We start from the raw sequence: 21,381 nt of genomic DNA on the forward strand, positions 1-21,381 counted from the left end.
CCGCGACAGCGTTACCGGCACACCGGGCGCCCCGGCCATTGGCAACCCGCCGGGCGGGGTGCCGCGATGGCGCGGCCTTGGCGTGCCGCGCCGGATTTGCAGCGCTTACTTGCGGTTGAGCAGCAGACCGATCAGCAGGCCCACGCCGGCCGCCACGCCCACGGCGCGCCACGGGTGGTCGTGCACGTAGTCGTCGGTGGCGCGCGCGGCGGCCTTGCTCTTGGTTACGACGGCGTCTTGCAGGTCCTGGGCCTTTTCCTTGGCTTGCTTGAGCAGGCCCATGCCACGCTCGCGCAGTTCGGCGGCCTTTTCCCCGGTGGTCGAGGCGGCTTGCTTCAGCAGTTCCTCGGCGTCGGACAGCACGGTCTTGACATCGCTCATCAGTTTCTCCTGTTTGCGGGCGGTTGGTTCGGTTTGTGCGGATTCTGACATTTTCTACGCTCCGAGGCTAACGGCATTTGTCGGTCTGATACTTAGCATATGTGGCGACACGTCGCCCTTTCAAGGCAACGCACCCGGAACGAGGTTCGCTGCAGGGTTGCTGCGGGGTCGGACGTCCAAGTATTGCCAGCATGCACGAAAGCGCGCGTGATGACTGTCAGAGAATGTCTATATGACTACGAGTGATTTTGTAGTGACTTTATATTCGTTTGGGTTGGATATCAATCCAGTTACTCTGGTTCCACCGTGAAATCAGGAGAACAGGACATGGCACTGCGACTTGGCGATATCGCGCCGGACTTCGAGCAGGATTCCAGCGAAGGCCGCATCCGCTTCCATGCGTGGCTTGGCGACAGCTGGGGCGTGCTGTTCTCGCACCCGGCCGACTATACCCCGGTGTGCACCACCGAACTGGGCCTCACCGCACGGCTGAAGGACGAATTCGCGCGCCGCGGCGTCAAGGCGATCGCGCTGTCGGTGGATACCGTCGACTCGCACCGCGGCTGGATCGCGGACATCAACGAGACCCAGTCGACCGAGGTCAACTTCCCGATCCTGGCCGACGCCGACCGCAAGGTGTCGCAGCTCTACGACATGATCCACCCGAACGCGAACGAAACCCTGACGGTGCGCTCGCTGTTCATCATCGACCCGAACAAGAAGGTGCGCCTGATCATCACCTATCCGGCCAGCACCGGACGCAACTTCAACGAGGTGCTGCGCGTGATCGACTCGCTGCAGCTGACCGACAGCCACAGCGTGGCGACGCCGGGCAACTGGCAGGACGGCGACGACGTCGTCATCGTGCCGTCGCTGAAGGATGAAGCCGTGCTGCGCGAGAAATTCCCCAAGGGCTACCAGGCGGTGCGTCCGTACCTGCGCCTGACGCCCCAGCCCAACAAATGAACACGGCCCCGCCAGGGCGGGGCCGTGTGCAAGGCAGCTGTTGTATCGACGGGGGCAGCCTCGTCGTCTCCTTGGTAGTGTGCTTGGCCCGGCTTCATCGCCGGGCTTTTTTATGCTGCGATCAGAAGAAGGCCTGCAGGCCGGTCTGGGCGCGGCCCAGGATCAGCGCGTGGATGTCGTGCGTGCCTTCGTAGGTGTTGACCACCTCCAGGTTGACCACATGGCGGATCACGCCGAACTCGTCCGAGATGCCGTTGCCGCCCAGCATGTCGCGCGCCACGCGGGCGATGTCGAGCGACTTGCCGCACGAATTGCGCTTCATGATCGAGGTGATCTCCACCGCCGCGGTGCCTTCGTCCTTCATGCGGCCCAGGCGCAGGCAGCCCTGCAGGCCCAGCGTGATCTCGGTCTGCATGTCGGCCAGCTTCTTCTGCACCAGCTGCGTCTGGGCCAGCGGGCGGCCGAACTGCTTGCGGTCCAGGGTGTACTGGCGCGCGGTGTGCCAGCAGAATTCGGCGGCGCCCAGCGCGCCCCAGGCGATGCCGTAGCGGGCCGAGTTCAGGCAGGTGAACGGACCCTTCAGGCCCTTCACGCCCGGCATGATGTTCTCTTCCGGCACGAACACCTGGTCGAGCACGATCTCGCCGGTAATCGAGGTGCGCAGGCCGACCTTGCCATGGATGGCCGGGGCGCTCAGACCCTTCCAGCCCTTTTCCAGGATGAAGCCGCGGATGTCTTCCTTGCCGTCTTCGCCCTGCAGCTTGGCCCAGACCACGAACACGTCGGCGATCGGCGAGTTGGTGATCCACATCTTGGCGCCGGTCAGCTCGTAGCCACCGTCGACTTTCTTGGCGCGGGTGACCATCGAGCCGGGGTCGGAGCCGTGGTTCGGCTCGGTCAGGCCGAAGCAGCCGATCCACTCGCCGGTGGCCAGCTTGGGCAGGTACTTCTGCTTCTGCGCCTCGGTGCCGAATTCGTAGATGGGAACCATCACCAGCGACGACTGCACGCTCATCATCGAGCGGTAGCCCGAATCGACGCGCTCGACTTCACGCGCGATCAGCCCGTAGCTGACATAGTTCAGGCCCGGGCCGCCGTATTGCTCGGGGATGGTCGGGCCGAGCAGGCCGAGTTCGCCCATCTCGCGGAAGATCTCGACGTCGGTCTTCTCGTTGCGGAACGACTGCAGCACGCGCGGCATCAGCTTGTCCTGGCAGTACGCCGCGGCGGCGTCGCGCACCATGCGCTCGTCGGCGCTCAGTTGCTGGTCCAGCAGCAGGGGGTCGGCCCAGTGGAATTCGGCGTTGGCAGCCATGCAGGTCTCCTTCGGTAGCGCAGGGGAAGCGCCGGGCGGGCGGCTGGTGTGCCACGGTCCGCGCCGGCGGATTCCGTCATTCGTAACGGGTTTGGTGATCGGTCGGTGATCCGTGCGGAGGATTTTTTCGGGATCCTTGATGTTCCGCATTGCGGAACTGTGTTCCGTTGAATTAGTATATCGCAATGGTCTTGCCACGCAACAGGCAAAACCCTGAACCTCCGCGCCTTTGTGCGATGAACGAACAAGCGCCGACTGGAGCCGCGAACCTTGGCCAACTTCAATCCCAACCCCCAGCCCGATCCGTCGCTTTCCCAGGAGCCTGCCGCGGCACCCGTGCGCGACAGCGACCCGAACTTCGTCACCGCGCTGGCACGCGGCCTGGAACTGCTGCGCTGCTTCCGCACCGGCGAGGCGATGCTGGGCAACCAGGAATTCGTGCGGCGCACCGGCTTTCCCAAGGCCACCGTGAGCCGGCTCGCGGGTACGCTGGTGCAGCTGGGCTACCTGCGCTATGACGAGAGCCTGGGCAAGTACGCGCTCGATGCCGGGGTGCTGGCGCTGGGCTATGCCTACCTGTCGGCGTCGGACGTGGTGTCGCTGGCGCGGCCGCACATGCTGGCGTTCGCGCAGTCGTACGGGGTCTCGGTGTCGCTCGGCAAGCGCGAGCGCATGGAGGTGATCTACCTGGAGTCGATCCGCAACGACGCCGGCGTGATGCTCGGGCTGGGTGTCGGCTCGCGACTGTCGCTGGTGTCGAGTTCGATGGGGCGGGCTTACCTGGCCGCCTTGCCGGCGTCGCGCCGCGAGCGCGTGATGGCCGAGTTCAGCCAGGCCTTCCCGGAGCAATGGAAGCAGCAGGAGGCCGCCACCCGCGCCGCGCTGGCCGAGGCGCAGCAGCGCGGCTATGCCGCGTCGTTTCGCGACTGGCATCCGGCCATCCATGCCTGTGCAGTGGCGTTCCGGCCGGTGGGGGAGAAGGAGCTGCACATGCTGAGCTGCAGCGCTTCCTACGGGGCGGTGGACGAGGCGGTGTTCCACCAGACGCTGGCGCCGGCGCTGCAGACGCTGGCGGCAAGGTTGTCCGAACCGGCGGGCTGAGGCAGCCCGCCGGTCGTAGCACGGTCCCTGCGCACAGGGACCGCGTGGATCAAAGATCGGTCCGCAACTTCCACAATTCCGGAAACAGCACCACGTCCAGCATCTTGCGCAGGTAGCTGACACCCTCGGTGCCCCCGGTGCCGCGCTTGAAGCCGATGACCCGCTCGACCGTGGTCACATGGCGGAAGCGCCATTGCCGGAATGCGTCTTCCAGGTCGACGAACTTCTCGCCCAGTTCATAGAGTTCCCAGTGCGCGCCGGGATTGCGATAGACCTCGAGCCACGCCGCCTCGACCGAGGCGTTGTACGCGGTCGGCTGGGTCCAGTCGCGCTCGACGCAATCCGCGTCGATGGCAAAGCCGCGCCGCGCCATCAGCCGGATCGCCTCGTCGTACAGCGACGGCGTCTTCAGCGCGGTTTCCACCAGCGCCAGATGCTCGGCCCGGTGCGCATGCGGCTTGAGCATGGCCGCGTTCTTGTTGCCCAGGATGAACTCGATCTCGCGGTACTGGTAGGACTGGAAGCCCGACGACATGCCCAGGTAGGGCCGCATCGTCGAATACTCAGGCGGCGTCATGGTGGCCAGCACGTTCCACGCCTGCACCAGCTGGTCCATGATGCGCGACACGCGGGTCAGCATCTTGAACGCAGGCGGCAGGCTGTCGGCCTTGACCGACTCGCGCGCCGCGCGCAGCTCGTGCAGCATCAGCTTCATCCACAGCTCGGTGGTCTGGTGCTGCACGATAAACAGCATCTCGTTGTGGTCCGGCGACAGCGGATGCTGCGCGCTCAGGATCTGGTCCAGGCCGAGGTAGTCGCCATAGCTCATGTCCCGGGCGAAATCCATCTGCGCGCCGTGCCAGCCGTCGCCTTGCGGGGTGGTTGCCGGCGTGGCTGCCGGCGCCGCGCCGGAGAAGGGGCATCCCTTGAAATCGCTCATGATGCGCTCCCGGTCAGGTCACCTGGCCGCGCGTCTGGAAGCGCGCGTCGCGATAGGCGCCGCTGTCCAGCACGTCGCGCAGGATTTCCACAGCATCCCACACCTCGGCGAAGCTGGTGTAGAGCGGCGTGAAGCCGAAGCGGGCGATGCGCGGCTCGCGGTAATCGCCGATCACGCCGCGCTCGATCAGGGCCTGCACCACGGCATAACCGTCCGGATGCTCCAGGCTCACCTGGCTGCCGCGGCGCGCATGCTCGCGCGGAGTCACCAGCGTCAGCGGGTGGTGGCCGCAGCGGGCTTCGAGCAGTTCGATGAACAGGTCGGTCAGCAGCAATGACTTGGCGCGCAGCACCTGCATGCTGGTCTGCGCGAAGATGTCCAGCCCGCACTCGACCATTGACAGCGACGTGACCGGCTGCGTGCCGCACAGGAAGCGGCGCACGCCCTCGACCGGCCGGTACTGCGGGTCCATCGCGAACGGCGCGGCATGGCCCCACCAGCCCGACAGCGGCTGCCAGAAGGCATCGCGCAGCGCGGGCGCGACCCAGACGAAGGCGGGCGAGCCGGGGCCGCCGTTCAGGTACTTGTAGGTGCAGCCGATGGCGTAGTCGGCCCCGGCCGCCTTCAGCTCGACCGGCACGGCGCCGGCCGAATGGCACAGGTCCCACACCGTCAGCGCGCCGCGCGCGTGGGCCAGCTCGGTGAGCCCGGCCATGTCGAGCATCTCGCCGGTCTTGTAGTTGACGTGGGTCAGCATCAGCACCGCGGTGTCGGCGCCAACGGCCGCGTCGATCTCGGCCGGCGAGTCCACCAGCCGCAGCGAATAGCCTTGCTGCAGCAGGTCGGCGAGGCCCTGGGCGATATACAGGTCCGTGGGGAAGTTGCTGGCCTCGGAGACGATCACCTTGCGCGCCGGGTCGCGCGTCTGCTGCACGCGCAGCGCCGCGGCCAGCACCTTGAACAGGTTGATCGAGGTGGTGTCGGTGACCACCACTTCATCGTGGCCCGCGCCGACCAGCGGTGCCAGCTTGTTGCCAAGACGCTGCGGCAGGTCGAACCAGCCGGCGGTGTTCCAGCTGCGGATCAGGCCGTCGCCCCATTCCTCGGCCACCACCTGCGCGGCGCGCGCGGCGGCGGCGCGCGGGCGGGCGCCGAGCGAGTTGCCGTCGAGGTAGATCACGCCCTGGGGCAGCGCGAACTGGTCGCGCAGCGGGCGCAGCGGGTCTTGCTGGTCGAGCCGGATACAGTGCTCGCGGTCAATGGTCGTCATGTCGTGCAGAAAGGCCAGGCGGGTTTCGGGAAAAGGTTCAGTCGAGGCTGCGCAGCACCGCGCGCACCGGGCTGGCATCCAGCGCGGCGAAGCGCAGCGGCAGCGCGATCAGTTCATAGTCGCCGGCATCGACCTGGTCCAGCACGATGCCTTCCAGGATTGCCAGGCCATGGCGGCGCACCGCGTTGTGCGCGTCCATGGTCTTGGAGTCCTGCGGATCGAGCGAGGGCGTGTCGATGCCGACCAGCTGCACGCCGTGCGCGGCCAGCAGCGCGATGGTGTCCGGCGACACCGCGCAAAAGGAGGGGTCCCACTGCGCCTGCGGCGCCTGCCGGTAGGTGCGCAGCAGCACCCGCGGCGGCAGCGCCTCGAGCGCGTGCGCGACATGATGGGGCTGCACCAGCGGGGTTGCGCCGATGCAGTGGATCACGCGGCAGCGGCCCAGGTAGGGCGCCAGCGGCACGGCGCCGATCGGGGCGCCGTCGGCGGTGTAATGCAGCGGTGCGTCCGCATGCGCGCCGGTGTGCGGCGATAGCGTGATGCGGCCGACATTGACCGGGCAATGTGCGTCGATCTGCCAGGCCGGCTGCTGCTGGAACGGCGTGTCGCCGGGCCACACCGGCGTGGCGGGCGACAGCGGCGGGCTGATGTCCCATAGTCGGCGCGGGTCGGGATTGGGGGCGGTCATGGGTTGCGCGGCGCCGTCTGCGGGCGCCGTTTCTGTGTGCGTCGATGTCGGGAATCATAGTCAAAATCGGCGGCAAGAGGCTTGCTAAATGGCCCGTCATCCGGTCTCTCTTTCGCATAGAATGCGAAAAAATGACAAATAATCGAAGGAAATTCGAATGAACCTCGATCCCACCGATCTGCGCATCCTGACCTGCCTGCAGGAGAACGGCCGCATCAGCAACCAGGACCTGGCCGACCGCGTGGCGCTGTCGCCGTCGGCGTGCCTGCGCCGGGTCCGGCTGCTGGAAGAGTCAGGGGTGATCGGCGGCTATCGCGCCTGGTTCGATGCCGAGCAACTGGGGCTGGAGCTGGAGGCGATCGTGCAGGTGTCGATGCGCCATGACGTCGAGGGCTGGCACGACACCTTCATTGCCGCGGTGCAGTCGTGGCCGGAAGTGCTGTCGGCGTACATCATCACCGGCGACAGCAACTACATCCTGCGCGTGCAGGCGCGCAACCTGAAGCACTACTCGGACTTCATCGTGAACCGCCTGTACCGCACCCCGGGCGTGATGGATATCCGCTCGAATATCGTGCTGCAGCGGATCAAGGTGGACAGTTCGCCGCTGGCGATCCTGAAGGTCGCTGAACAAGCCTAGCGCTGCGTGTGCAGCGCGATCAGCTGGCGCAGGGTTTCCTTCAGCTGCGCGCCCTGGCGGGCGCCAAAGTCGTCCAGCACCGCGCGCTCGTGCTGCGCGGCGCGCTCGAGCAGCGGCTGCACCAGCGCCAGGCCGCGCGGCGTGATCGACACCAGCGCCTGGCGGCGGTCGGTCTTGCCGGCGCGGCGCCGGACCAGGCCGTCGTGCGCCATGCGGTCGACCAGCTTGGTCAGCGTAGGCTGCTTGGTCAGCGTGATTTCCGCCAGCGCGCCGACGGTGCAGTCGGGACGGTCGGCCAGCGTCGCCAGCACGCGCCATTCCTGCACCGACAGGCCGCTGGCCTCGACCTCGCGATGGAATTCGCCCGAGATCAGATGGCTGGCGCGGGCCAGCAGGTAGGCCAGGTAGCCGTCGACGAAGGTTTGGGGCGAGGGCACTGCCGGCAGGTCCGCCATGATGGCTCAGTGGGTGTTCAGAGATCGAGCGGGGTGGTGGTGGTGAACTGGCCGCCCTGGAATATCAGCGGGCCGTCCTTGCCATCGAGCACGCCGCAGCGCTCCACCTCGCCGACAAAGATGACGTGGTCGCCCTCGTCGTAGCGGCTGCGGTTGTGGCATTCGAACCAGGCCAGCGCATTCGACAGGATCGGCAGGCCGGTGGCCGAGAGCCGGTAGTCGACACCGGCGAAACGGTCGCCCTTGAGCGTGGCGAAGCGCTGGCACAGGTCCAGCTGCGAGGCCGACAGCACATTGATGATGTAGTGGGTGCCGTCGCGGAACATCGGCAGGCTGTTGGCGCGCGTAGCCATGCTCCACAGCACCAGCGGCGGCTCCAGCGATACCGAGTTGAACGAGCTGGCGGTAATGCCGATAAAGGGCGGCGCGCCGGCCGCAACCGACTCGTTGCTGGCGCGCGTGGTGATCACCGTGACCCCGGTCGCGAACTGCGACAGGGTGCGGCGGAAGTGCATCGCATCGAAGTCCGGGGCGGCGGCTACGCTGGCGATCCGTGGCTGGGCCTCAGGCATGCCCATGGGGGCTCCACTGGAGTTCATGAAATTTCATATATATTATTCGCGCCAGGGGCGGCGAGTTCAAGTCCGGCGCCGCCGGCGCTGGCCGCTGCACAATGCGTGGGCGGCCCGGGCCCCATAGAACAAGAAGCCGATAACAAGCAACAAGCAGCAGGAGACAAGCGCATGCTCATCGAGCAGATCGAACACCGCTGGCTGGCGGCGTTCCGCCGCACGCTGGAACTCTGTGCCCTGCGGCACGGGGATGTCGTGGGAATTGTAACGGAGTCCCAATCCCGCCCTGTCAACGTGGCCTTGGCCGAATTGGCCGTGCAGGGCCTTGGCGCCACGCCGGTTCGGATCCAGGTGCCGAGCCCGGCGCTTGCGGCGCCAGCGCCGGTACGCTCGACCGGTGCCAGCGATGCCTTGCAGAATCTGGCTCCGGTGCTGGCGGCGTTGTCGCGCTGCCAGCTGGTGCTCGACTGCACCGTCGAAGGCCTGCTGCATGCGCCTGAGCTGCCGCAGATCCTGCGCGGCGCCGACGGCGTGGTGCCGCGCATGCTGATGGTCAGCAACGAGCACCCCGAGATCCTGGAGCGCTGCCAGCCCGACCCGTCGCTGGAGACCACTGTGCGCGCGGCGATGAAGCGCCTGCGCGGCGCGCGCGAGATGCGCGTGCATTCGGCCGCCGGCACCGAGCTGCGCATCGGCCTGGCCGAGGCGCGCGTGGGCGGTGTCTGGGGCTTCTGCAACAAGCCCGGCCAGGTCTCGCACTGGCCTGGCGGGCTGTGCCTGGCGTTCCCGGCCGGGCGCCAGGTCAACGGCACGCTGGTGCTGGCGCCGGGCGACGTCAACCTGACCTTCAAGACCTACCTGCGCGACACCGTGGTATGCCATATCGAGGACGACTACATCGTCGCGGTCGAGGGCCAGGGCGTCGACGCCGACATGATGCGCGGCTATTACCAGGCCTGGGCCGACCGCGAAGGCACGCGCGATGCCTATGCGGTCTCGCACGTGGGCTGGGGCCTGAACCGGATGGCGCGCTGGGACGCGATGACGTTCTACGACAAGCGCGATTGCAACGGCACCGAGCTGCGCGCGTTCGCCGGCAACTTCCTGTTCTCGACCGGCGCCAACGAGGTCGCCGGGCGGCATACGCTGGGCCATTTCGACCTGCCGCTGCGACACTGCACGGTTTCGCTCGACGGCCGCAACGAGGTCGAGGCCGGCACGCTGGTGGAGGTGGCCGCATGAGCGCCGCCGCGACGATGCAGCGCCACGCCAACGGCATCGCCACGCTGGCCTGGGGCGACGGGCCGGTGGCGGTGGTGATGCTGCATGGCATCGGCGGCGGCAAGACCGCCTGGCCCGCGCAGGGCGAGGCCCTGGCGCAGGCCGGCTACCGCGCCTTGGCGTGGGACATGCCGGGCTATGGCGACAGTGCCCTGATCGACCCGTATGACTTCGACGGACTGGCGCAGGCGCTGACGCCCGTGCTGCTGTTCGAACGCGACGCCGGCCGGCGTGTGGTGCTGCTGGGCCACAGCATGGGCGGCATGGTGGCGCAGCAGGCTTGCGCGGCCACGCCAGCGCTGGTCGACGGCATGGTGCTGTCCGGCACCTCGCCCGCCTTCGGCAAGGGCGATGGCCCGTGGCAGCGCGAGTTCATCGCCGCGCGCACCGCGCCGCTGGATGCCGGCAAGACCATGGCGCAGATGGCGGCCGGGCTGGTGCGCACCATGGTCGCGCCCGATGCCGACGCGCAGGCCGTGGCCTTCGCCACCGCGGTGATGGCGGCGGTGCCGGCACCGACCTACCGCGCCGCGCTGGGTGCGCTGGTGCGCTTCAACCAGCGCGACGCGCTGGCCCGCATCGCGGTGCCGGTGCTGGCGCTGGCCGGCCAGCACGACACCAACGCCGCGCCCGAGGTGATGCAGCGCATGGCGCAACGCATTGCCGGCGCCGAGTACCGCTGCCTGCCCGACGTGGGCCACCTGGCCTGCATGGAGCGCCCCGAGCTGTTCAACGACGCGGTGCTGGATTTCCTGCGCCGGCACTTTCCCGTGCACTGAAGCGCGCCGCTTTCCGGCCACGCCAACACAACAACCGCCGCGCCGCCCCCGTTCCCCATCCGGCGCGAGCAGGACAAAAAGGAGACGCGACATGCCATCCGGCCAGCTCGACTTCATTCCCGCCGTCGGTACGGCCGACTTCTCGCCGGAACAGGCGCAATGGCTGACGCTGGCCAACCGCCTGGGCCGCGAGCGCTTCGCGCCGCGCGCCGCCACCTGGGACCGTGAGGCCAGCTTCCCGTTCGCCAACTATGACGACCTGCGCGAGGCCGGCCTGCTGGCCTTGTGCGTGCCGCGGGCGTTTGGCGGCGCGGGCGCGGACTTTGCCACCTACTGCATGGTCGGCGCCGAGATCGGCCGCTTCTGCGGCGCCACCGCGCTCACCTACAACATGCATATCTGCTCGACCATGTGGACCGGCGTGCTGTCCGATGGCATCGACATGACCCCGGCACAGCGCGACGAACACCAGGCCCGCCGCGAGCTGCATTTCGCGCGGGTGGTGCGCGACGGCGCGGTCTACGCACAGCCGTTCTCCGAAGGCTCGGCGGCGGCCGCCGGCAAGGCGCCGTTCGGCACCACGGCGCGCAAGGTCGACGGCGGCTGGGTGCTGAACGGTCGCAAGATCTTCGCCTCGCTGTCCGGCGCGGCCGACTACTACGGCATCCTGTGCACCGAGGACCGCGGCGACCAGCATCCCGACATGCGCGACACGCTCTACATCGCCGTGCCCGGAAAGGCGGACGGGCTTACCGTGACCGGCGACTGGGACCCGATGGGCATGCGCGGCACGGTGTCGCGCACGCTGCTGCTCAAGGACGTGTTCGTGCCCGACCACGAGCAGCTGATGCCGCGCGGGGTCTACTACCGCGCCGCGCAGACCTGGCCGGCGATGTTCTTCACGCTGTCGCCGACCTACCTCGGGGTGGCGCAGGCGGCGTACGACTTCACCGTGCAGTACCTGCGCGGCGAGGTGCCGGGACAGCCGCCGGTCAAGCGGCGCATGTATCCAACCAAGCAGATCGCGGTGGCGCAGATGCGCATCCAGCTGGAGACCATGCGCTCGATCTTCTGGCGCGCGATCCACGAAGCGAAGCCCAATCCGTCCAAGGACGAGCGCCTGCGCCTGTACGCCGCGCACTACGCGGTGATGGAAGGCGCCAACGATATCGCCCGGCTGGCGATCCGCACCTGCGGCGGCCAGTCGATGCTCAAGGACCTGCCGCTGGAGCGGCTCTATCGCGATTCGCGCTGCGGCGCGCTGATGCTGCCGTGGACCGCCGAGCTGATCCTCGACCGCATGGGCCGCGAGACCCTGTACGAATCCGGCGAGCGCGACGAATGAGCGCCCCCCGCCGGGCCATCCGCGCCGGTGCCGCTGGCCTGGGCGCGCTGCCGGCCATGCTGCATGGCCATGCCGACGCGGCGCCGGGCCGGCCGGCGTTGCACTACCGGGGCCGGACCTTCACCTACGGCAAGCTGTGGCGGCGCGTGGAGCGCGCCAGCGCCCACCTGGCCGCGACCTGGGGCATCCGCCCCGGCGACCGGGTCGGCACGCTGTGCCTGAACCACGAGCTGCAACTGGTGCTGCTGTTCGCCTGCGCTCGCGTCGGCGCCATCTTTGCGCCGCTGAACTACCGGCTGGCGCCGGCCGAGTTGCGGGCGATCTGCGATCACGCGCAACTGGCCTTGCTGTTCCACGATGCGGACCATGAAGCGCTGGCGCGCGAGGCCTGTGGCGATGCCCGCGTGGCTGACCTCGACCGGCTGGTCGACTGTCCGGCGCCGTCCGGCGTGGTCCATGCCCCCGTGCCGGAGCATGCGCCGCTGCTGCTGGCCTATACCTCCGGCACCACCGGCAAGCCCAAGGGCGCGGTGCATACCCAGGCTGGCTTGCTGGCCAATGCGCGCGCCAGCTGGTGGGCGCACGGCATGAGCGCCGACGACCACGTGCTGTCGGTGCTGCCGCTGTTCCATGTCGGCGGGCTGTGCATCCAGACCCTGCCGGCGCTGCTGGCCGGCGCGCGCGTCACGCTGCATGACCGCTTCGCGCCGCAGGCCTGGCTGGACGCGGTGGCCGGGGCGCGGCCGAGCCTGTCGCTGATGGTGCCGGCGACGCTGCGCGCGGTGCTGGAGCACCCGGGCTGGGCCGATGCCGACCTGACGGCGCTGCGCGGGGTGATGGCCGGATCGTCGACCATCCCGCGCTCGTATATCGACGCCTTCCACGCCCGCGGCGTGCCGCTCGGGCAGGTCTATGGCGCCACCGAGACCGGGCCGGTGTCGGTGGTGCTGAAGCTGGAACAGGCCATGGCGCGTCCAGGCTACGCCGGCTGGCCGCAGCCCGAGGCCGAAGTGCGCCTGGCCGGCCCTGACGGGGCCGAGGTGGCGCAGGGCGCGGTGGGCGAGCTGTGGGTGCGCGGCGCCAACGTCATGGCGGGCTACTGGAACCAGCCCGAGAGTGGGCTGACCGACAACGGGTTGCCGGGGGGCTGGTTCCATTCCGGCGACCTCGGGCACCGCGATGCCGACGGCTGCATCGAGGTGGTGGGCCGCAGCAAGGACATGATCATCTCGGGCGGCGAGAACATCTATCCCGCCGAGATCGAGAACGTGCTGGCCGGCTTGCCCGGCGTGCAGGAATGCGCGGTGGTCGGCGTGGCCGATGCGCGCTGGGGCGAAGTGCCGGTGGCGGTGATCGTGCCGGCGCCGGGCGCGCCGCGCGGCGCGCTGGCGGCCGAGCCGCTGCGCGAGCTGCTGGCCGCGCGCATCGCCCGCTTCAAGCTGCCGCGCGAGGTGGTGCTGATGGAAGACCTGCCGCGCAGCGCGCTGGGCAAGGTGCTCAAGCCGCAATTGCGCGCGCTGCTGGAGGCGCGCCGCGAGCCCGGCTGAATCCGCTGCAAGCGCGTCGATCTGCGCTTATGCTTGAGGCCTGGCAAGACAGACGAATACGCAAGGGAGCGGCGCAAATGGAACATGGATTGGAAACCGCCACGCTGGGCGGCGGATGCTTCTGGTGCCTGGAGGCGGTCTACCAGCAGGTCGAAGGCGTGGTCGCGGTCGAGTCCGGCTATACCGGCGGGCATGTCGACCACCCGACCTACCAGCAGGTCTGCGCAGGCGATACCGGCCACGTCGAAGTGGTGCGCGTCAGCTTCGATCCGTCGGTGATCAGCTACCGCGAGATCCTCGAGATCTTCTTCGCCATCCACGACCCGACCACGCCGGACCGGCAGGGCAACGACGTCGGGCCGCAGTACCGCTCGGCCATCTTCACGCACTCGGAGGCGCAGCGCGCGACGGCCGAATACGTGATGCGCGAGCTGGTCGCCGCCAAGGCGTTCGACGCGCCGATCGTGACCCAGGTCGAGCCGGAGCAGCCGTACTGGCGCGCCGAGGCCGGCCACCAGAACTACTACCAGGACCATCCCAGCCAGGGCTACTGCGCGTTCGTGATCTCGCCCAAGCTGGCGAAATTCCGCAAGCAGTTCGGCGCGAAGGTGCGCAAGTAAGTCGTGCGCAAGTAAAGTCGTGCGCCGGCGCGGCGGCGGGCTCAGCGCTCCAGCCGCGCCACGATGGCCTCCGCCAGCCGCGCACAGCTCAGCGGCGCGCAGCCTTCGGCGTTGTTGCTGACGATGACGATGGCGGGCTGCCCGGCGCGCAGCGTGCGCGCCACCACGTCGGCAATCGCGTCGCGGGTGTCGGGATCGTCGTCGACGATGCGGTCGAACGGCGCATAGCGCTTCTCCGCATAGGCGTAGGGGCGGCCCGCATGCAGCATCCAGCGCAGTACCAGCGGGCCCGCCGCGGCCTCGTCCATCAGCGCCTGCGCCGCCGCCTGGCGCGGCACCGGCGGCAGCCGGTCGCGCGCCGACAGGCAGAAGCGCACGCCATGGTGGCGCAGCAGCCGGATATAGCGCGGCGTCAGCAGGGCCGGGTCGCGCAGCTCGACGGCATAGGCTGCGTGCGGCGTCAGCGCCGGATCGAGCGCCGGCAGTGCGCCGAGGAAGGCGTCGAGCCGCTCCAGGAATACCGCGCTGTCGGCGAGCGGCCCCATCGGCGACAGCTGAAACAGCAACGGCCCGCACTTGTGCCCCAGGCCGCTGGTGGCCGGCACGATGAAGTCGCGCGCCGCGATCTCCGCATCCAGGAAGGCGGCGTTGGCGAGCCGCCCGGCGCCGTCCGGGCCGCGCAGCCACGCGTCGCAGACGCTGGCCGGGGCCTTGACCAGGAAGCGGAAGCCCTCCGGCACCTGCGCCGCGTAGGACAGGTAATCGGCCAGCGGGATCGGGCCGTAGAAGCCGCGGTCGATGCCGGCGGCGCGCAGCAGCGGGTGGCGCGAATAGGCGGCCAGGCCCTTGCGCGACAGCAGGCTGTCGCTGTACTCGCCGTCGTAGACCAGCCCGTTCCAGCCGGGATAGGCCCAGGACGAGGTGCCGAAATACAGGTGGGGCGGCAGTTGCGCAGCAAGCGCCTGCAGCGCTGGCGCGGCCGGAAACGGCTGCACGCTCTTGCCGCGCGCCGGTCTGCCTGGGGAGTCGGGTCGGGCGGCGCCGGCTGGCGTCGCGGGCTGCCCGGGAGGGGCTGCGGGGGCGGGCATGGGCAGCCCGCCGAAGAGGTCTTCAGTCAATCGTTTCGGTTGCCTTCAGTCGTTGCGGCCGATGGGCTGCTCGTAGATATAGCGGCGCGACCACGGCAGCGAGTCGGCCTGCAGCCCGGACTTGTGGCACACCACCTGGTAGATCGACATCTTCTCGGTCTCGAAGGCGTGGGCGCAGCCGGCCAGGTACACGCGCCAGATGCGGTACTTCTTCTCGCCGACCATGCTGCGGATGGTGTCGCCGCGCGCCTCGAAGTTGTCGGCCCAGTGGTGCAGCGTGCGCGCGTAGTGCCGGCGCAGCAGCTCGACATCGAAGGCCTCCAGGCCGCCCTGCTGCAGCGTGCGCAGCACCAGCCCGATATGCGGCAGCTCACCCTGCGGGAACACGTAGCGGTCCATGAATTCGGCGCCGTCCATCGGCGTCGCCCCGTTGTCGGGGTCGGGCGAGGTGATGCCGTGGTTCATGGCAAAGCCGTCGTCGGCCAGCAGTTCGCGGATGCGGCCGAAATAGCCGGCCAGGTTGTTCTTGCCCACGTGCTCGAACATGCCGACGCTGGTGATGCGGTCGAAGGTGCCGGTGGTGTCGCGGTAGTCCTGCAGCCGGATCTCGATGCGGTCGGACAGGCCCGCGGCCCTGACGCGCTCGGTGGCCAGGTCGAACTGGTTCTGCGACAGCGTGATGCCCACGCAGCGCGCGCCGAACTTCTGCGCCGCGCGCAGCACCAGCGCGCCCCAGCCGCAGCCGATGTCGAGCAGGGTCTGGCCCGGCTGCAGCCGGATCTTGGTCAGGATGTGGTCGATCTTCTTGATCTGCGCGGTGGCCAGGTCTTCGTCGCCGTGCTCGAAGTAGGCGCAGGAATAGACCATGTTGGGGTCGAGCCAGAGCTGGTAGAAGTCGTTGGAGACGTCGTAGTGGTACTGGATCGATTCCCTGTCTTCCTGCTTGGAATGCGAGAAGTGCTGCGCCACCTTGTACAGGGCACCGCCGGCGCGGCGCGTGGCGGCGGCCGAGAAGCCGTAGCCCACCTTGATGATGTCCGCGAGCCGGCCGTCGAAATCGATCTTGCCCTGGACGTACGCCTCGCCCAGGTTGTCCAGGCTTGGGGTCAGCAACAGCGGCAGGGCCGCGGCTTCGCGCACGGTTAGCGTCACCACCGGCTTGTCGAATTGCCCCAACGGGTATTCGGTGCCATTCCACAGCCGCAGGCTGACCGGGAGATTGGCGTTCTCGCGCAGGTCGGCGATCCAGTTGTCGAGTTGCTTTTCCAGGGTTTGCTTGAAAAACATGCGCTTTACCTCCCGATGGTTGCGGCACACGCTTCGGCGGACGCATCCGGCAAGGAGAAACACCGCGCAAACCTTGCCCGATCCATCGCGAGCGCTGCAAGAAAAGAGTAGCCAAGCGACGCCTGTCTCACTTTAGTCCAATTCCGCAGCCCGTGCAGCGCACCCCCGGAAGACCCTGCCGTCGTCCCGGGAGAGGCGTAGACGCATCAGCGCGGACGCGCGTGGCGTCCGCCGGCCGGGCTCAGGGCGACAGCCGCACGATCTGCCAGCCCGTGCCCGGCTGAAGCCGGTAGGCGATGCGGTCGTGCAGACGCGACGGCCGCCCCTGCCAGAATTCCAGTGCGGTCGGCACCAGGCGGTAGCCGCCCCAGTAGGGCGGGCGCGGCGGGTTTTCGCCGAACTTGCTGCGGTATTCCTGCTCGCGCTGCTCCAGCACATCGCGGCCGGGAACCTCCCGGCTCTGCGCGGAAGCCCAGGCGCCCACCCGCGAGCCCAGCGGACGCGTGGCGAAATAGGCGTCGCTTTCGTCGTCGGAGACCTTCTCGACGCGGCCTTCGACGCGCACCTGGCGTTCCAGCTGGACCCAGTGGAACAGCAGCGCGGCGCGCGGGTTTGCCGCCAGGTCCAGGCCCTTGCGGCTTTCATAGTTGGTGAAGAAGGTGAAGCCGCGGTCGTCGATGCCCTTGAGCAGCACGATGCGCGCCGAGGGCTGGCCGTCGGCGTCGACCGTGGCCAGGGTCATGGCATTGGGCTCGGGCAGCTTGGCCGTGACCGCTTCGTCGAACCAGCGTCTGAACTGGCTCATGGGGTCGGGGGCCACGTCGGATTCGGACAGCGCGCCCAGCACATAGGTGCGGCGCAGGTCGGCAAGTTGGGTCATGTCGCAATCATCAGGGAATCGGTCCGGAAGCGCGGTGCGCCGGGGGGCGGGAGCGCGGGTCCGGCTGATTCGAGTATAGCGAATGCATCGGGGGCCGCATTTGCGTGGCGACAAGCCCAACCGGCGGTCCCGGGCGCGTCACCCGCCGGCGGTCGGCTGCGCCGGCGGCGCCAGCGCCTTGCGTCCCTGGCGCCGCGAATAGTAGCCGGCCGCGCCCATCGCCCCCGCCATCGACAGGAAGATCGGCAGCATGCCCAGCGCCGTGCCGACCACGCCGAAGGTGAGCGGCCAGACCACCTGGCTGGTGTTCAGCACCGCCGAGCGCAGGCCCAGCGCCTCGCCCGCGCGGCCGTGCGGCGACGCGGCGTGCAGGATGTTCATGACATTGGGCTGCGCGCTGCCCAGCGCCAGGCCCAGCACGAAGGCCAGTGCGCACATCAGCCAGAAGTGCGCGACGAAGGGGTAGGCCAGGTAGGCCAGCGCGCCCACCAGCAGGGCGGCGCGGATGATCTTCCATTCCGACAGCCGGCGCGACACCGCCGGCATCGCCACCCGGATGGCAAAGGTGGCGATGGCGAAAGCGCCCAGCACCCAGCCGATCGACGACGGCGACAGCCCGATGCGCGAGCCCTGGATCGGGATCAGGAACGCGTGCAGGTCCCACGCGGCCGACAGCACGGCGCTGGCGACGAAGACCGCGCGCAATTCGGGATGCTGCAGCAGGTCCAGCGTGGAATGGCGGGTGCCGTCCGCGATGGCGATGCGCCCGGCGTTGCCGCCGCGCGCGGGCAGCCGCGGCCGCACCCATTGCAGGCCGGCCTGACCCGCCAATGCCACCACCACCAGCACGGCGAAGGCGGGGCGGAAGCCCGCATGCTCGATCACGTAGCCCATCGCCACCGGCCCGAGCGTGCCGGACACCGACAGCCCGAGCGCATGCCAGGTGTAGTTGCGCAGCCGGGTGGCATCGGTCGAGACCTGTCCGATCAGCAGCTGCATCGCCACCTGGACCAGCATGAAGCCGACCCCGATCAGCGCGCACGACAGGTACAGCGCATCCAGCTCGTGCCACAGCGCCGGCAGGAGCGTGCCCGCCACCACCATCAGCGAGCCCGCCATCATCGGCTTGCGCGGGCCGATCTGGTCGATGCGCTTGCCGGCGCGGATCGCCAGCAGCATTGGCAGCAGCGCGTACAGCGACATCAGCACGCCCAGCGTGACGGTGGAGGCCTTGAGGGAAATCGCGAACAGCGACACCACCACGCGGCTGGCATTGAAGGCCACGTGGTTGCACACCGTCAGTGCGATCAGCCAGGTGATCGGCGGGACGGCGGCATGCGTCAGCGTCATGGGGCGGGGCGAAGCGTCGGTGAGGCGCGTCCGGTGCCGGCCGGGTGCCGTACCAGAGCGGTGAATCGGAAAATGGCCGCAAAACAGGCAGCAAAAACAAAGGGCGGCCGCAGCCGCACCTTCAAGGATGCCACACGGGCGAGCCCGCGTCGCAGCCAATGCTTGCCATGCTTGAGCTTCTTGTAAATGGCCGTTTAATTATGCGCCTGAGCGCGGCGCGGCACAACGACAACGTGCGTCAACTTGACGCAGCGGCGCCAAGTGTTGCGATTTTGTTTAAACGGCGAGGGGCCCGGTGTGGCGAGTGCATCTATCCGCCCTGGTAGAACGACCGGTCGTTGCCGGGGCGTTGCGGCGCGCGTTCGTTGGCCGGGCGCTGTGGCGGGCGCTGGGCGGCGGGCCGGGCCGGTTCTTGCCGACTGGCGGCGGGCGGCTTGCCGGCACGGGCTTCGGCCGCGGGCTGGCCAGGGCGCCTGGCCGTGGCCTCCGCGCCGGACCGGCTTGTGTCCGTCGCGCCGGTGGCGTCGGCGGGCGCCGCCGCGGCCTTCGGGTCCTTGTAGGTCTTGCCCGGCGGCGGGGCGGTGGGGCGCTTGCGGAGTTCGGCCAGCAATTTGGCGCACTGCGTGTCGTCGCCGCCCGGCGAGAGGTCGAGCAGCGGCAGCACCGCGGTGGCGACCGGCGCCAGCAGCGCCAGCGACAACGCGCCGCCGGCGCGCAGCGCCAGCACGCCGATATCGGGGCTGACGCGCGGGTTCTTCATGGTGCCGCCCACATACAGCGGCGAGCGCAGCGAGAAGACGCGCAGGCCCTTGGAGTCCGGGTGGATGGTCAGCGCCAGCCGCTCGCTGCGCAGGTCGATGCCGCCGGTGGTCTCGATCACCGCGTCCTGGGTGTCGAGCACGAAGGTGCGCGCGCGCGCCACGCCGTCGGTCATGGCGAAGTCGCTGACGCCGCAGTTGATCTGCACCGGCTTGTCGCCGAACAGCTTCGACACCACCAGGCTGCCGACATTGAGGCCGATCGCCTCGAGCAGGAACTTGCTGACCGTGCCGTTCTCGACCAGCAGCCGCGCCTCGCCGTTGGACGAGCCCAGCAGCGCCGCCACCGAATTGCCGGTGGCCGACAGCTTGGCGCTGCCGTTGAGTTCGCCGATGCTGGCGCGCATCAGGTCGATGGTCGGGAACAGCTGCTTGAGCTTCATGCGCCGCGCCTTCAGGTCGACCATCGCGCCCATGGGCTCGCGCTTGCCGTCGAGCCGCACCGTCGACACCAGGTTGCCGCCGGCCACGCCGAAGTTGAGCGGGTCGAGCAGCAGCACGCCGTCCTGCAGCTTCAGGTGCGTGACCAGGTCGGTGATCGGCAGCTCGGCGTCGCGGATGATGCGCTTGCCGGTGAAGTGAACGTCGGCGTCGATCTCGTCCCAGCGCTCGGTGCGGAACGGCGCCACCGGCAGCGCCTTGTCCGCCGGCTGGGCCACCGGGCTGTCCTTGGCCGGGCGGCCGGGCTTGGCGTCGGCGCCGATCAGCGGGGCCAGGTCGACAAAGCGGAGCTGGTTCGACACCAGGTTGCCGGCCAGCAGCGGGCGCGGGTCGCGCTTGGTGAAGGTGAGCGTGCCGGACAGGTCGCTGCCGCCGACGCGGCCGGTGAACTTCTGGTACTCGTAGATCGAGCCTTCCTTGCGCAGCGTCGCCATCAGCCGGCCGCGGGTCTGGTATGGCGGCGTCGACGGCAGCACCACGCCGGTCAGCGCGTAGAGCCTGGCCATGCTGTCGCCGGCCAGGGTCAGGTGCACGTCCAGCGCCGCCAGGTGCGCCGGATTGGTGACCGTGCCTTCGATCTGGGCGCGCGTGGTGCCCACGCGCACATCGGCCTGGATCGGGAACGGCACGTCGGTATTGCGCAGGCTCAGCACCGTGCCGGCCTTGCCGCTGGCGTTGATGGTGGCTTCGTTGTAGCGCCCGGTCGCTTTCCAGCGCACGCCATAGCGGCCGTCGCCGCCATTGGCGGGCGCCGCCGAGGCCGGGCCGCCGGCCCGCGGCGCCGAGGCCGCCTGGGCGGCGCTGCCCGGCGGCCCGGGTGGCACGGCCGAGGCTTGCGGCTCGACCAGCGCGCCATCGCGCGCCTTGTCATAGAGCGGCGCGTTGCCGATGGTGTCGAGTTCCGCCTGCAGCGAGATCTTCTTGAGCTGGTCGGTCAGCGCCAGGTTGCCGCGCGCCAGCACCACCTCGCCGACATCCAGCTGCCATTTCGAGGTGCCATTTTTTTTCGGGCCGGTGTCGAAGGTCCAGTTGTTGCGGCTGTCGGCCAGGCGTTCCAGCCATACCGCGGGGCTGTCGATGACGATGGTCGGCACCGCGATCTCGTTGGCCAGCAGCGGCAGCGGGCGCAGCACGAAGATCAGCTCGCGCACGGTCGCCATATGGGGCTGCGCGGCCCAGTCCGGGTTGCCGACGGTGATGTCGCGCGCCGACAGCCGCGGCCATGGCACCAGCGTGCGCCAGCCTTGCTCGCCCTCGCCGCGGCGCCAGGTCACGGTGAGGTCGCCATTGATGGCAAAGGGGCGGCCGATGGCTTCGGAGACGCGGTCGTTGAGCCAGGGCTTGATCCGGTTCCAGTCGAAGGTCAGGATCACGACCACCAGCAGCGCGATCAGCGCGACCGGTGTCAGGACACTCCACAGAACGACCTTGCGGCGCACGGGCATGAGGCGGGCTCCTGGCTGGCGGGGGCGAGGGCCCGCGGAACCCGCGCGGGGCGGCGCGGCGAACGGACCACTGCAGGTCTATTGTATAGTTGCGCGCTTCCCGTCCTTGTCGGGGACTGGCTGACATCGCCGCCGGAAAATGCCGGATTTTTTGCGCCGGCATTGGCGTGGG

General features: G+C 69.0%; 20 protein-coding genes. 8 read left to right on the top strand and 12 right to left on the bottom strand.

The window, feature by feature from the left end; all coding sequences use genetic code 11:
• Positions 1–105 precede the first annotated feature (105 nt).
• Positions 106–432: an ElaB/YgaM/YqjD family protein gene (locus tag AC3FMM_RS23405; protein ID WP_010813729.1), complete on the bottom strand. Its 327-nt coding sequence runs from the start codon at positions 430–432 to the stop codon at positions 106–108.
• Between the two features lie 276 nt (positions 433–708).
• Here AC3FMM_RS23405 and AC3FMM_RS23410 point away from each other — a divergent pair, with 276 nt between their 5' ends.
• Positions 709–1,347 (top strand): peroxiredoxin, encoded by a 639-nt coding sequence (locus AC3FMM_RS23410; RefSeq protein ID WP_012353545.1) that lies wholly within the window; start codon positions 709–711, stop codon positions 1,345–1,347.
• A 121-nt stretch (positions 1,348–1,468) separates the two neighbouring features.
• On the opposite strand, the gene AC3FMM_RS23415 is transcribed toward AC3FMM_RS23410, so the two are convergent.
• On the bottom strand, positions 1,469–2,662 hold the full coding sequence (locus AC3FMM_RS23415; RefSeq protein ID WP_115704244.1) for an acyl-CoA dehydrogenase: 1,194 nt from the start codon (positions 2,660–2,662) through the stop codon (positions 1,469–1,471).
• 270 nt (positions 2,663–2,932) lie between these two features.
• Here AC3FMM_RS23415 and AC3FMM_RS23420 point away from each other — a divergent pair, with 270 nt between their 5' ends.
• A complete protein-coding gene (locus tag AC3FMM_RS23420) occupies positions 2,933–3,763 on the top strand; it encodes an IclR family transcriptional regulator (RefSeq protein ID WP_488687554.1) in 831 nt (276 codons plus the stop codon).
• Between the two features lie 49 nt (positions 3,764–3,812).
• On the opposite strand, the gene kynA is transcribed toward AC3FMM_RS23420, so the two are convergent.
• The 3 genes from kynA to kynB are packed head-to-tail and all read right to left on the bottom strand — an operon-like array spanning position 3,813 to position 6,661.
• Entirely contained in the window at positions 3,813–4,703 is an 891-nt protein-coding gene (gene kynA, locus AC3FMM_RS23425; RefSeq protein WP_488687555.1) for a tryptophan 2,3-dioxygenase, read from the bottom strand.
• A gap of 13 nt (positions 4,704–4,716) precedes the next feature.
• Positions 4,717–5,973 (bottom strand): kynureninase, encoded by a 1,257-nt coding sequence (gene kynU, locus AC3FMM_RS23430; protein ID WP_488687556.1) that lies wholly within the window; start codon positions 5,971–5,973, stop codon positions 4,717–4,719.
• Between the two features lie 37 nt (positions 5,974–6,010).
• The gene (gene kynB / locus AC3FMM_RS23435; protein WP_488687557.1) at positions 6,011–6,661 is read right to left on the bottom strand and encodes an arylformamidase; all 651 of its coding nucleotides are present in this window, start codon (positions 6,659–6,661) and stop codon (positions 6,011–6,013) included.
• Between the two features lie 157 nt (positions 6,662–6,818).
• Here kynB and AC3FMM_RS23440 point away from each other — a divergent pair, with 157 nt between their 5' ends.
• On the top strand, positions 6,819–7,301 hold the full coding sequence (locus AC3FMM_RS23440; protein WP_115710414.1) for an Lrp/AsnC family transcriptional regulator: 483 nt from the start codon (positions 6,819–6,821) through the stop codon (positions 7,299–7,301).
• Here AC3FMM_RS23440 and AC3FMM_RS23445 read toward each other — a convergent pair.
• The gene (locus tag AC3FMM_RS23445) at positions 7,298–7,756 is read right to left on the bottom strand and encodes a MarR family winged helix-turn-helix transcriptional regulator (RefSeq protein ID WP_116312911.1); all 459 of its coding nucleotides are present in this window, start codon (positions 7,754–7,756) and stop codon (positions 7,298–7,300) included. The two genes, AC3FMM_RS23440 and AC3FMM_RS23445, sit on opposite strands and share 4 nt — an antisense overlap.
• 17 nt (positions 7,757–7,773) lie before the next feature.
• Entirely contained in the window at positions 7,774–8,334 is a 561-nt protein-coding gene (locus AC3FMM_RS23450) for a flavin reductase family protein (protein ID WP_111519473.1), read from the bottom strand.
• 165 nt (positions 8,335–8,499) lie between these two features.
• On the opposite strand from AC3FMM_RS23450, the gene AC3FMM_RS23455 reads away from it, so the two are divergent.
• The 5 genes from AC3FMM_RS23455 (at position 8,500) to msrA (ending at position 13,900) form a co-directional block, all read left to right on the top strand.
• Positions 8,500–9,570: a 2,5-dihydroxypyridine 5,6-dioxygenase NicX family protein gene (locus tag AC3FMM_RS23455; protein WP_116312910.1), complete on the top strand. Its 1,071-nt coding sequence runs from the start codon at positions 8,500–8,502 to the stop codon at positions 9,568–9,570.
• The gene (locus AC3FMM_RS23460) at positions 9,567–10,388 is read left to right on the top strand and encodes an alpha/beta fold hydrolase (protein WP_326346633.1); all 822 of its coding nucleotides are present in this window, start codon (positions 9,567–9,569) and stop codon (positions 10,386–10,388) included. The genes AC3FMM_RS23455 and AC3FMM_RS23460 overlap by 4 nt, the downstream gene beginning before the upstream one ends.
• A gap of 91 nt (positions 10,389–10,479) precedes the next feature.
• Positions 10,480–11,733: an acyl-CoA dehydrogenase family protein gene (locus tag AC3FMM_RS23465; protein ID WP_488687558.1), complete on the top strand. Its 1,254-nt coding sequence runs from the start codon at positions 10,480–10,482 to the stop codon at positions 11,731–11,733.
• The gene (locus tag AC3FMM_RS23470; protein ID WP_326346634.1) at positions 11,730–13,280 is read left to right on the top strand and encodes a class I adenylate-forming enzyme family protein; all 1,551 of its coding nucleotides are present in this window, start codon (positions 11,730–11,732) and stop codon (positions 13,278–13,280) included. Before AC3FMM_RS23465 ends, AC3FMM_RS23470 begins: the two co-directional genes overlap by 4 nt.
• A 77-nt stretch (positions 13,281–13,357) precedes the next feature.
• Positions 13,358–13,900: a peptide-methionine (S)-S-oxide reductase MsrA gene (msrA, locus tag AC3FMM_RS23475; protein WP_326346635.1), complete on the top strand. Its 543-nt coding sequence runs from the start codon at positions 13,358–13,360 to the stop codon at positions 13,898–13,900.
• Positions 13,901–13,941: 41 nt separating this feature from the next.
• Here the strand turns inward: msrA and AC3FMM_RS23480 are convergent, their stop codons facing one another.
• The 5 genes from AC3FMM_RS23480 to AC3FMM_RS23500 all read right to left on the bottom strand — a co-directional run bounded on the left by AC3FMM_RS23480 (position 13,942) and on the right by AC3FMM_RS23500 (position 21,209).
• Positions 13,942–15,018 carry a DUF72 domain-containing protein gene (locus AC3FMM_RS23480; protein ID WP_488687560.1) on the bottom strand — a complete coding sequence of 359 codons (1,077 nt, stop codon included), beginning with the start codon at positions 15,016–15,018 and terminating at the stop codon, positions 13,942–13,944.
• Positions 15,019–15,033: 15 nt separating this feature from the next.
• Positions 15,034–16,275, bottom strand: coding sequence for an SAM-dependent methyltransferase (locus AC3FMM_RS23485; RefSeq protein ID WP_116312904.1), 1,242 nt, complete (start codon positions 16,273–16,275; stop codon positions 15,034–15,036).
• A 241-nt stretch (positions 16,276–16,516) separates the two neighbouring features.
• Positions 16,517–17,155, bottom strand: a complete 639-nt coding sequence (gene pdxH / locus AC3FMM_RS23490) for a pyridoxamine 5'-phosphate oxidase (RefSeq protein ID WP_115710396.1) — start codon at positions 17,153–17,155, stop codon at positions 16,517–16,519.
• Positions 17,156–17,293: 138 nt separating this feature from the next.
• Positions 17,294–18,505 carry an MFS transporter gene (locus AC3FMM_RS23495; protein ID WP_115710395.1) on the bottom strand — a complete coding sequence of 404 codons (1,212 nt, stop codon included), beginning with the start codon at positions 18,503–18,505 and terminating at the stop codon, positions 17,294–17,296.
• Positions 18,506–18,815: 310 nt separating this feature from the next.
• Positions 18,816–21,209 carry an AsmA family protein gene (locus tag AC3FMM_RS23500; RefSeq protein WP_116312901.1) on the bottom strand — a complete coding sequence of 798 codons (2,394 nt, stop codon included), beginning with the start codon at positions 21,207–21,209 and terminating at the stop codon, positions 18,816–18,818.
• Positions 21,210–21,381: the final 172 nt, after the last annotated feature.

This window comes from Cupriavidus sp. 207A1 (assembly GCF_057798955.1).

What these genes read in the sequence shown, in the direction of transcription:
- AC3FMM_RS23440 (WP_115710414.1), top strand. Translation starts at nt 6,819, where the DNA reads ATGAACCTCGATCCCACCGATCTGCGCATCCTGACCTGCCTGCAGGAG.
- AC3FMM_RS23455 (WP_116312910.1), top strand. Translation starts at nt 8,500, where the DNA reads ATGCTCATCGAGCAGATCGAACACCGCTGGCTGGCGGCGTTCCGCCGC.
- AC3FMM_RS23485 (WP_116312904.1), bottom strand. Translation starts at nt 16,275, where the DNA reads ATGTTTTTCAAGCAAACCCTGGAAAAGCAACTCGACAACTGGATCGCC.
- AC3FMM_RS23450 (WP_111519473.1), bottom strand. Translation starts at nt 8,334, where the DNA reads ATGGGCATGCCTGAGGCCCAGCCACGGATCGCCAGCGTAGCCGCCGCC.
- AC3FMM_RS23465 (WP_488687558.1), top strand. Translation starts at nt 10,480, where the DNA reads ATGCCATCCGGCCAGCTCGACTTCATTCCCGCCGTCGGTACGGCCGAC.
- msrA (WP_326346635.1), top strand. Translation starts at nt 13,358, where the DNA reads ATGGAACATGGATTGGAAACCGCCACGCTGGGCGGCGGATGCTTCTGG.
- kynU (WP_488687556.1), bottom strand. Translation starts at nt 5,973, where the DNA reads ATGACGACCATTGACCGCGAGCACTGTATCCGGCTCGACCAGCAAGAC.
- AC3FMM_RS23470 (WP_326346634.1), top strand. Translation starts at nt 11,730, where the DNA reads ATGAGCGCCCCCCGCCGGGCCATCCGCGCCGGTGCCGCTGGCCTGGGC.
- AC3FMM_RS23410 (WP_012353545.1), top strand. Translation starts at nt 709, where the DNA reads ATGGCACTGCGACTTGGCGATATCGCGCCGGACTTCGAGCAGGATTCC.
- AC3FMM_RS23500 (WP_116312901.1), bottom strand. Translation starts at nt 21,209, where the DNA reads ATGCCCGTGCGCCGCAAGGTCGTTCTGTGGAGTGTCCTGACACCGGTC.
- AC3FMM_RS23405 (WP_010813729.1), bottom strand. Translation starts at nt 432, where the DNA reads ATGTCAGAATCCGCACAAACCGAACCAACCGCCCGCAAACAGGAGAAA.
- AC3FMM_RS23415 (WP_115704244.1), bottom strand. Translation starts at nt 2,662, where the DNA reads ATGGCTGCCAACGCCGAATTCCACTGGGCCGACCCCCTGCTGCTGGAC.
- kynA (WP_488687555.1), bottom strand. Translation starts at nt 4,703, where the DNA reads ATGAGCGATTTCAAGGGATGCCCCTTCTCCGGCGCGGCGCCGGCAGCC.
- AC3FMM_RS23445 (WP_116312911.1), bottom strand. Translation starts at nt 7,756, where the DNA reads ATGGCGGACCTGCCGGCAGTGCCCTCGCCCCAAACCTTCGTCGACGGC.
- kynB (WP_488687557.1), bottom strand. Translation starts at nt 6,661, where the DNA reads ATGACCGCCCCCAATCCCGACCCGCGCCGACTATGGGACATCAGCCCG.
- AC3FMM_RS23495 (WP_115710395.1), bottom strand. Translation starts at nt 18,505, where the DNA reads ATGACGCTGACGCATGCCGCCGTCCCGCCGATCACCTGGCTGATCGCA.
- pdxH (WP_115710396.1), bottom strand. Translation starts at nt 17,155, where the DNA reads ATGACCCAACTTGCCGACCTGCGCCGCACCTATGTGCTGGGCGCGCTG.
- AC3FMM_RS23460 (WP_326346633.1), top strand. Translation starts at nt 9,567, where the DNA reads ATGAGCGCCGCCGCGACGATGCAGCGCCACGCCAACGGCATCGCCACG.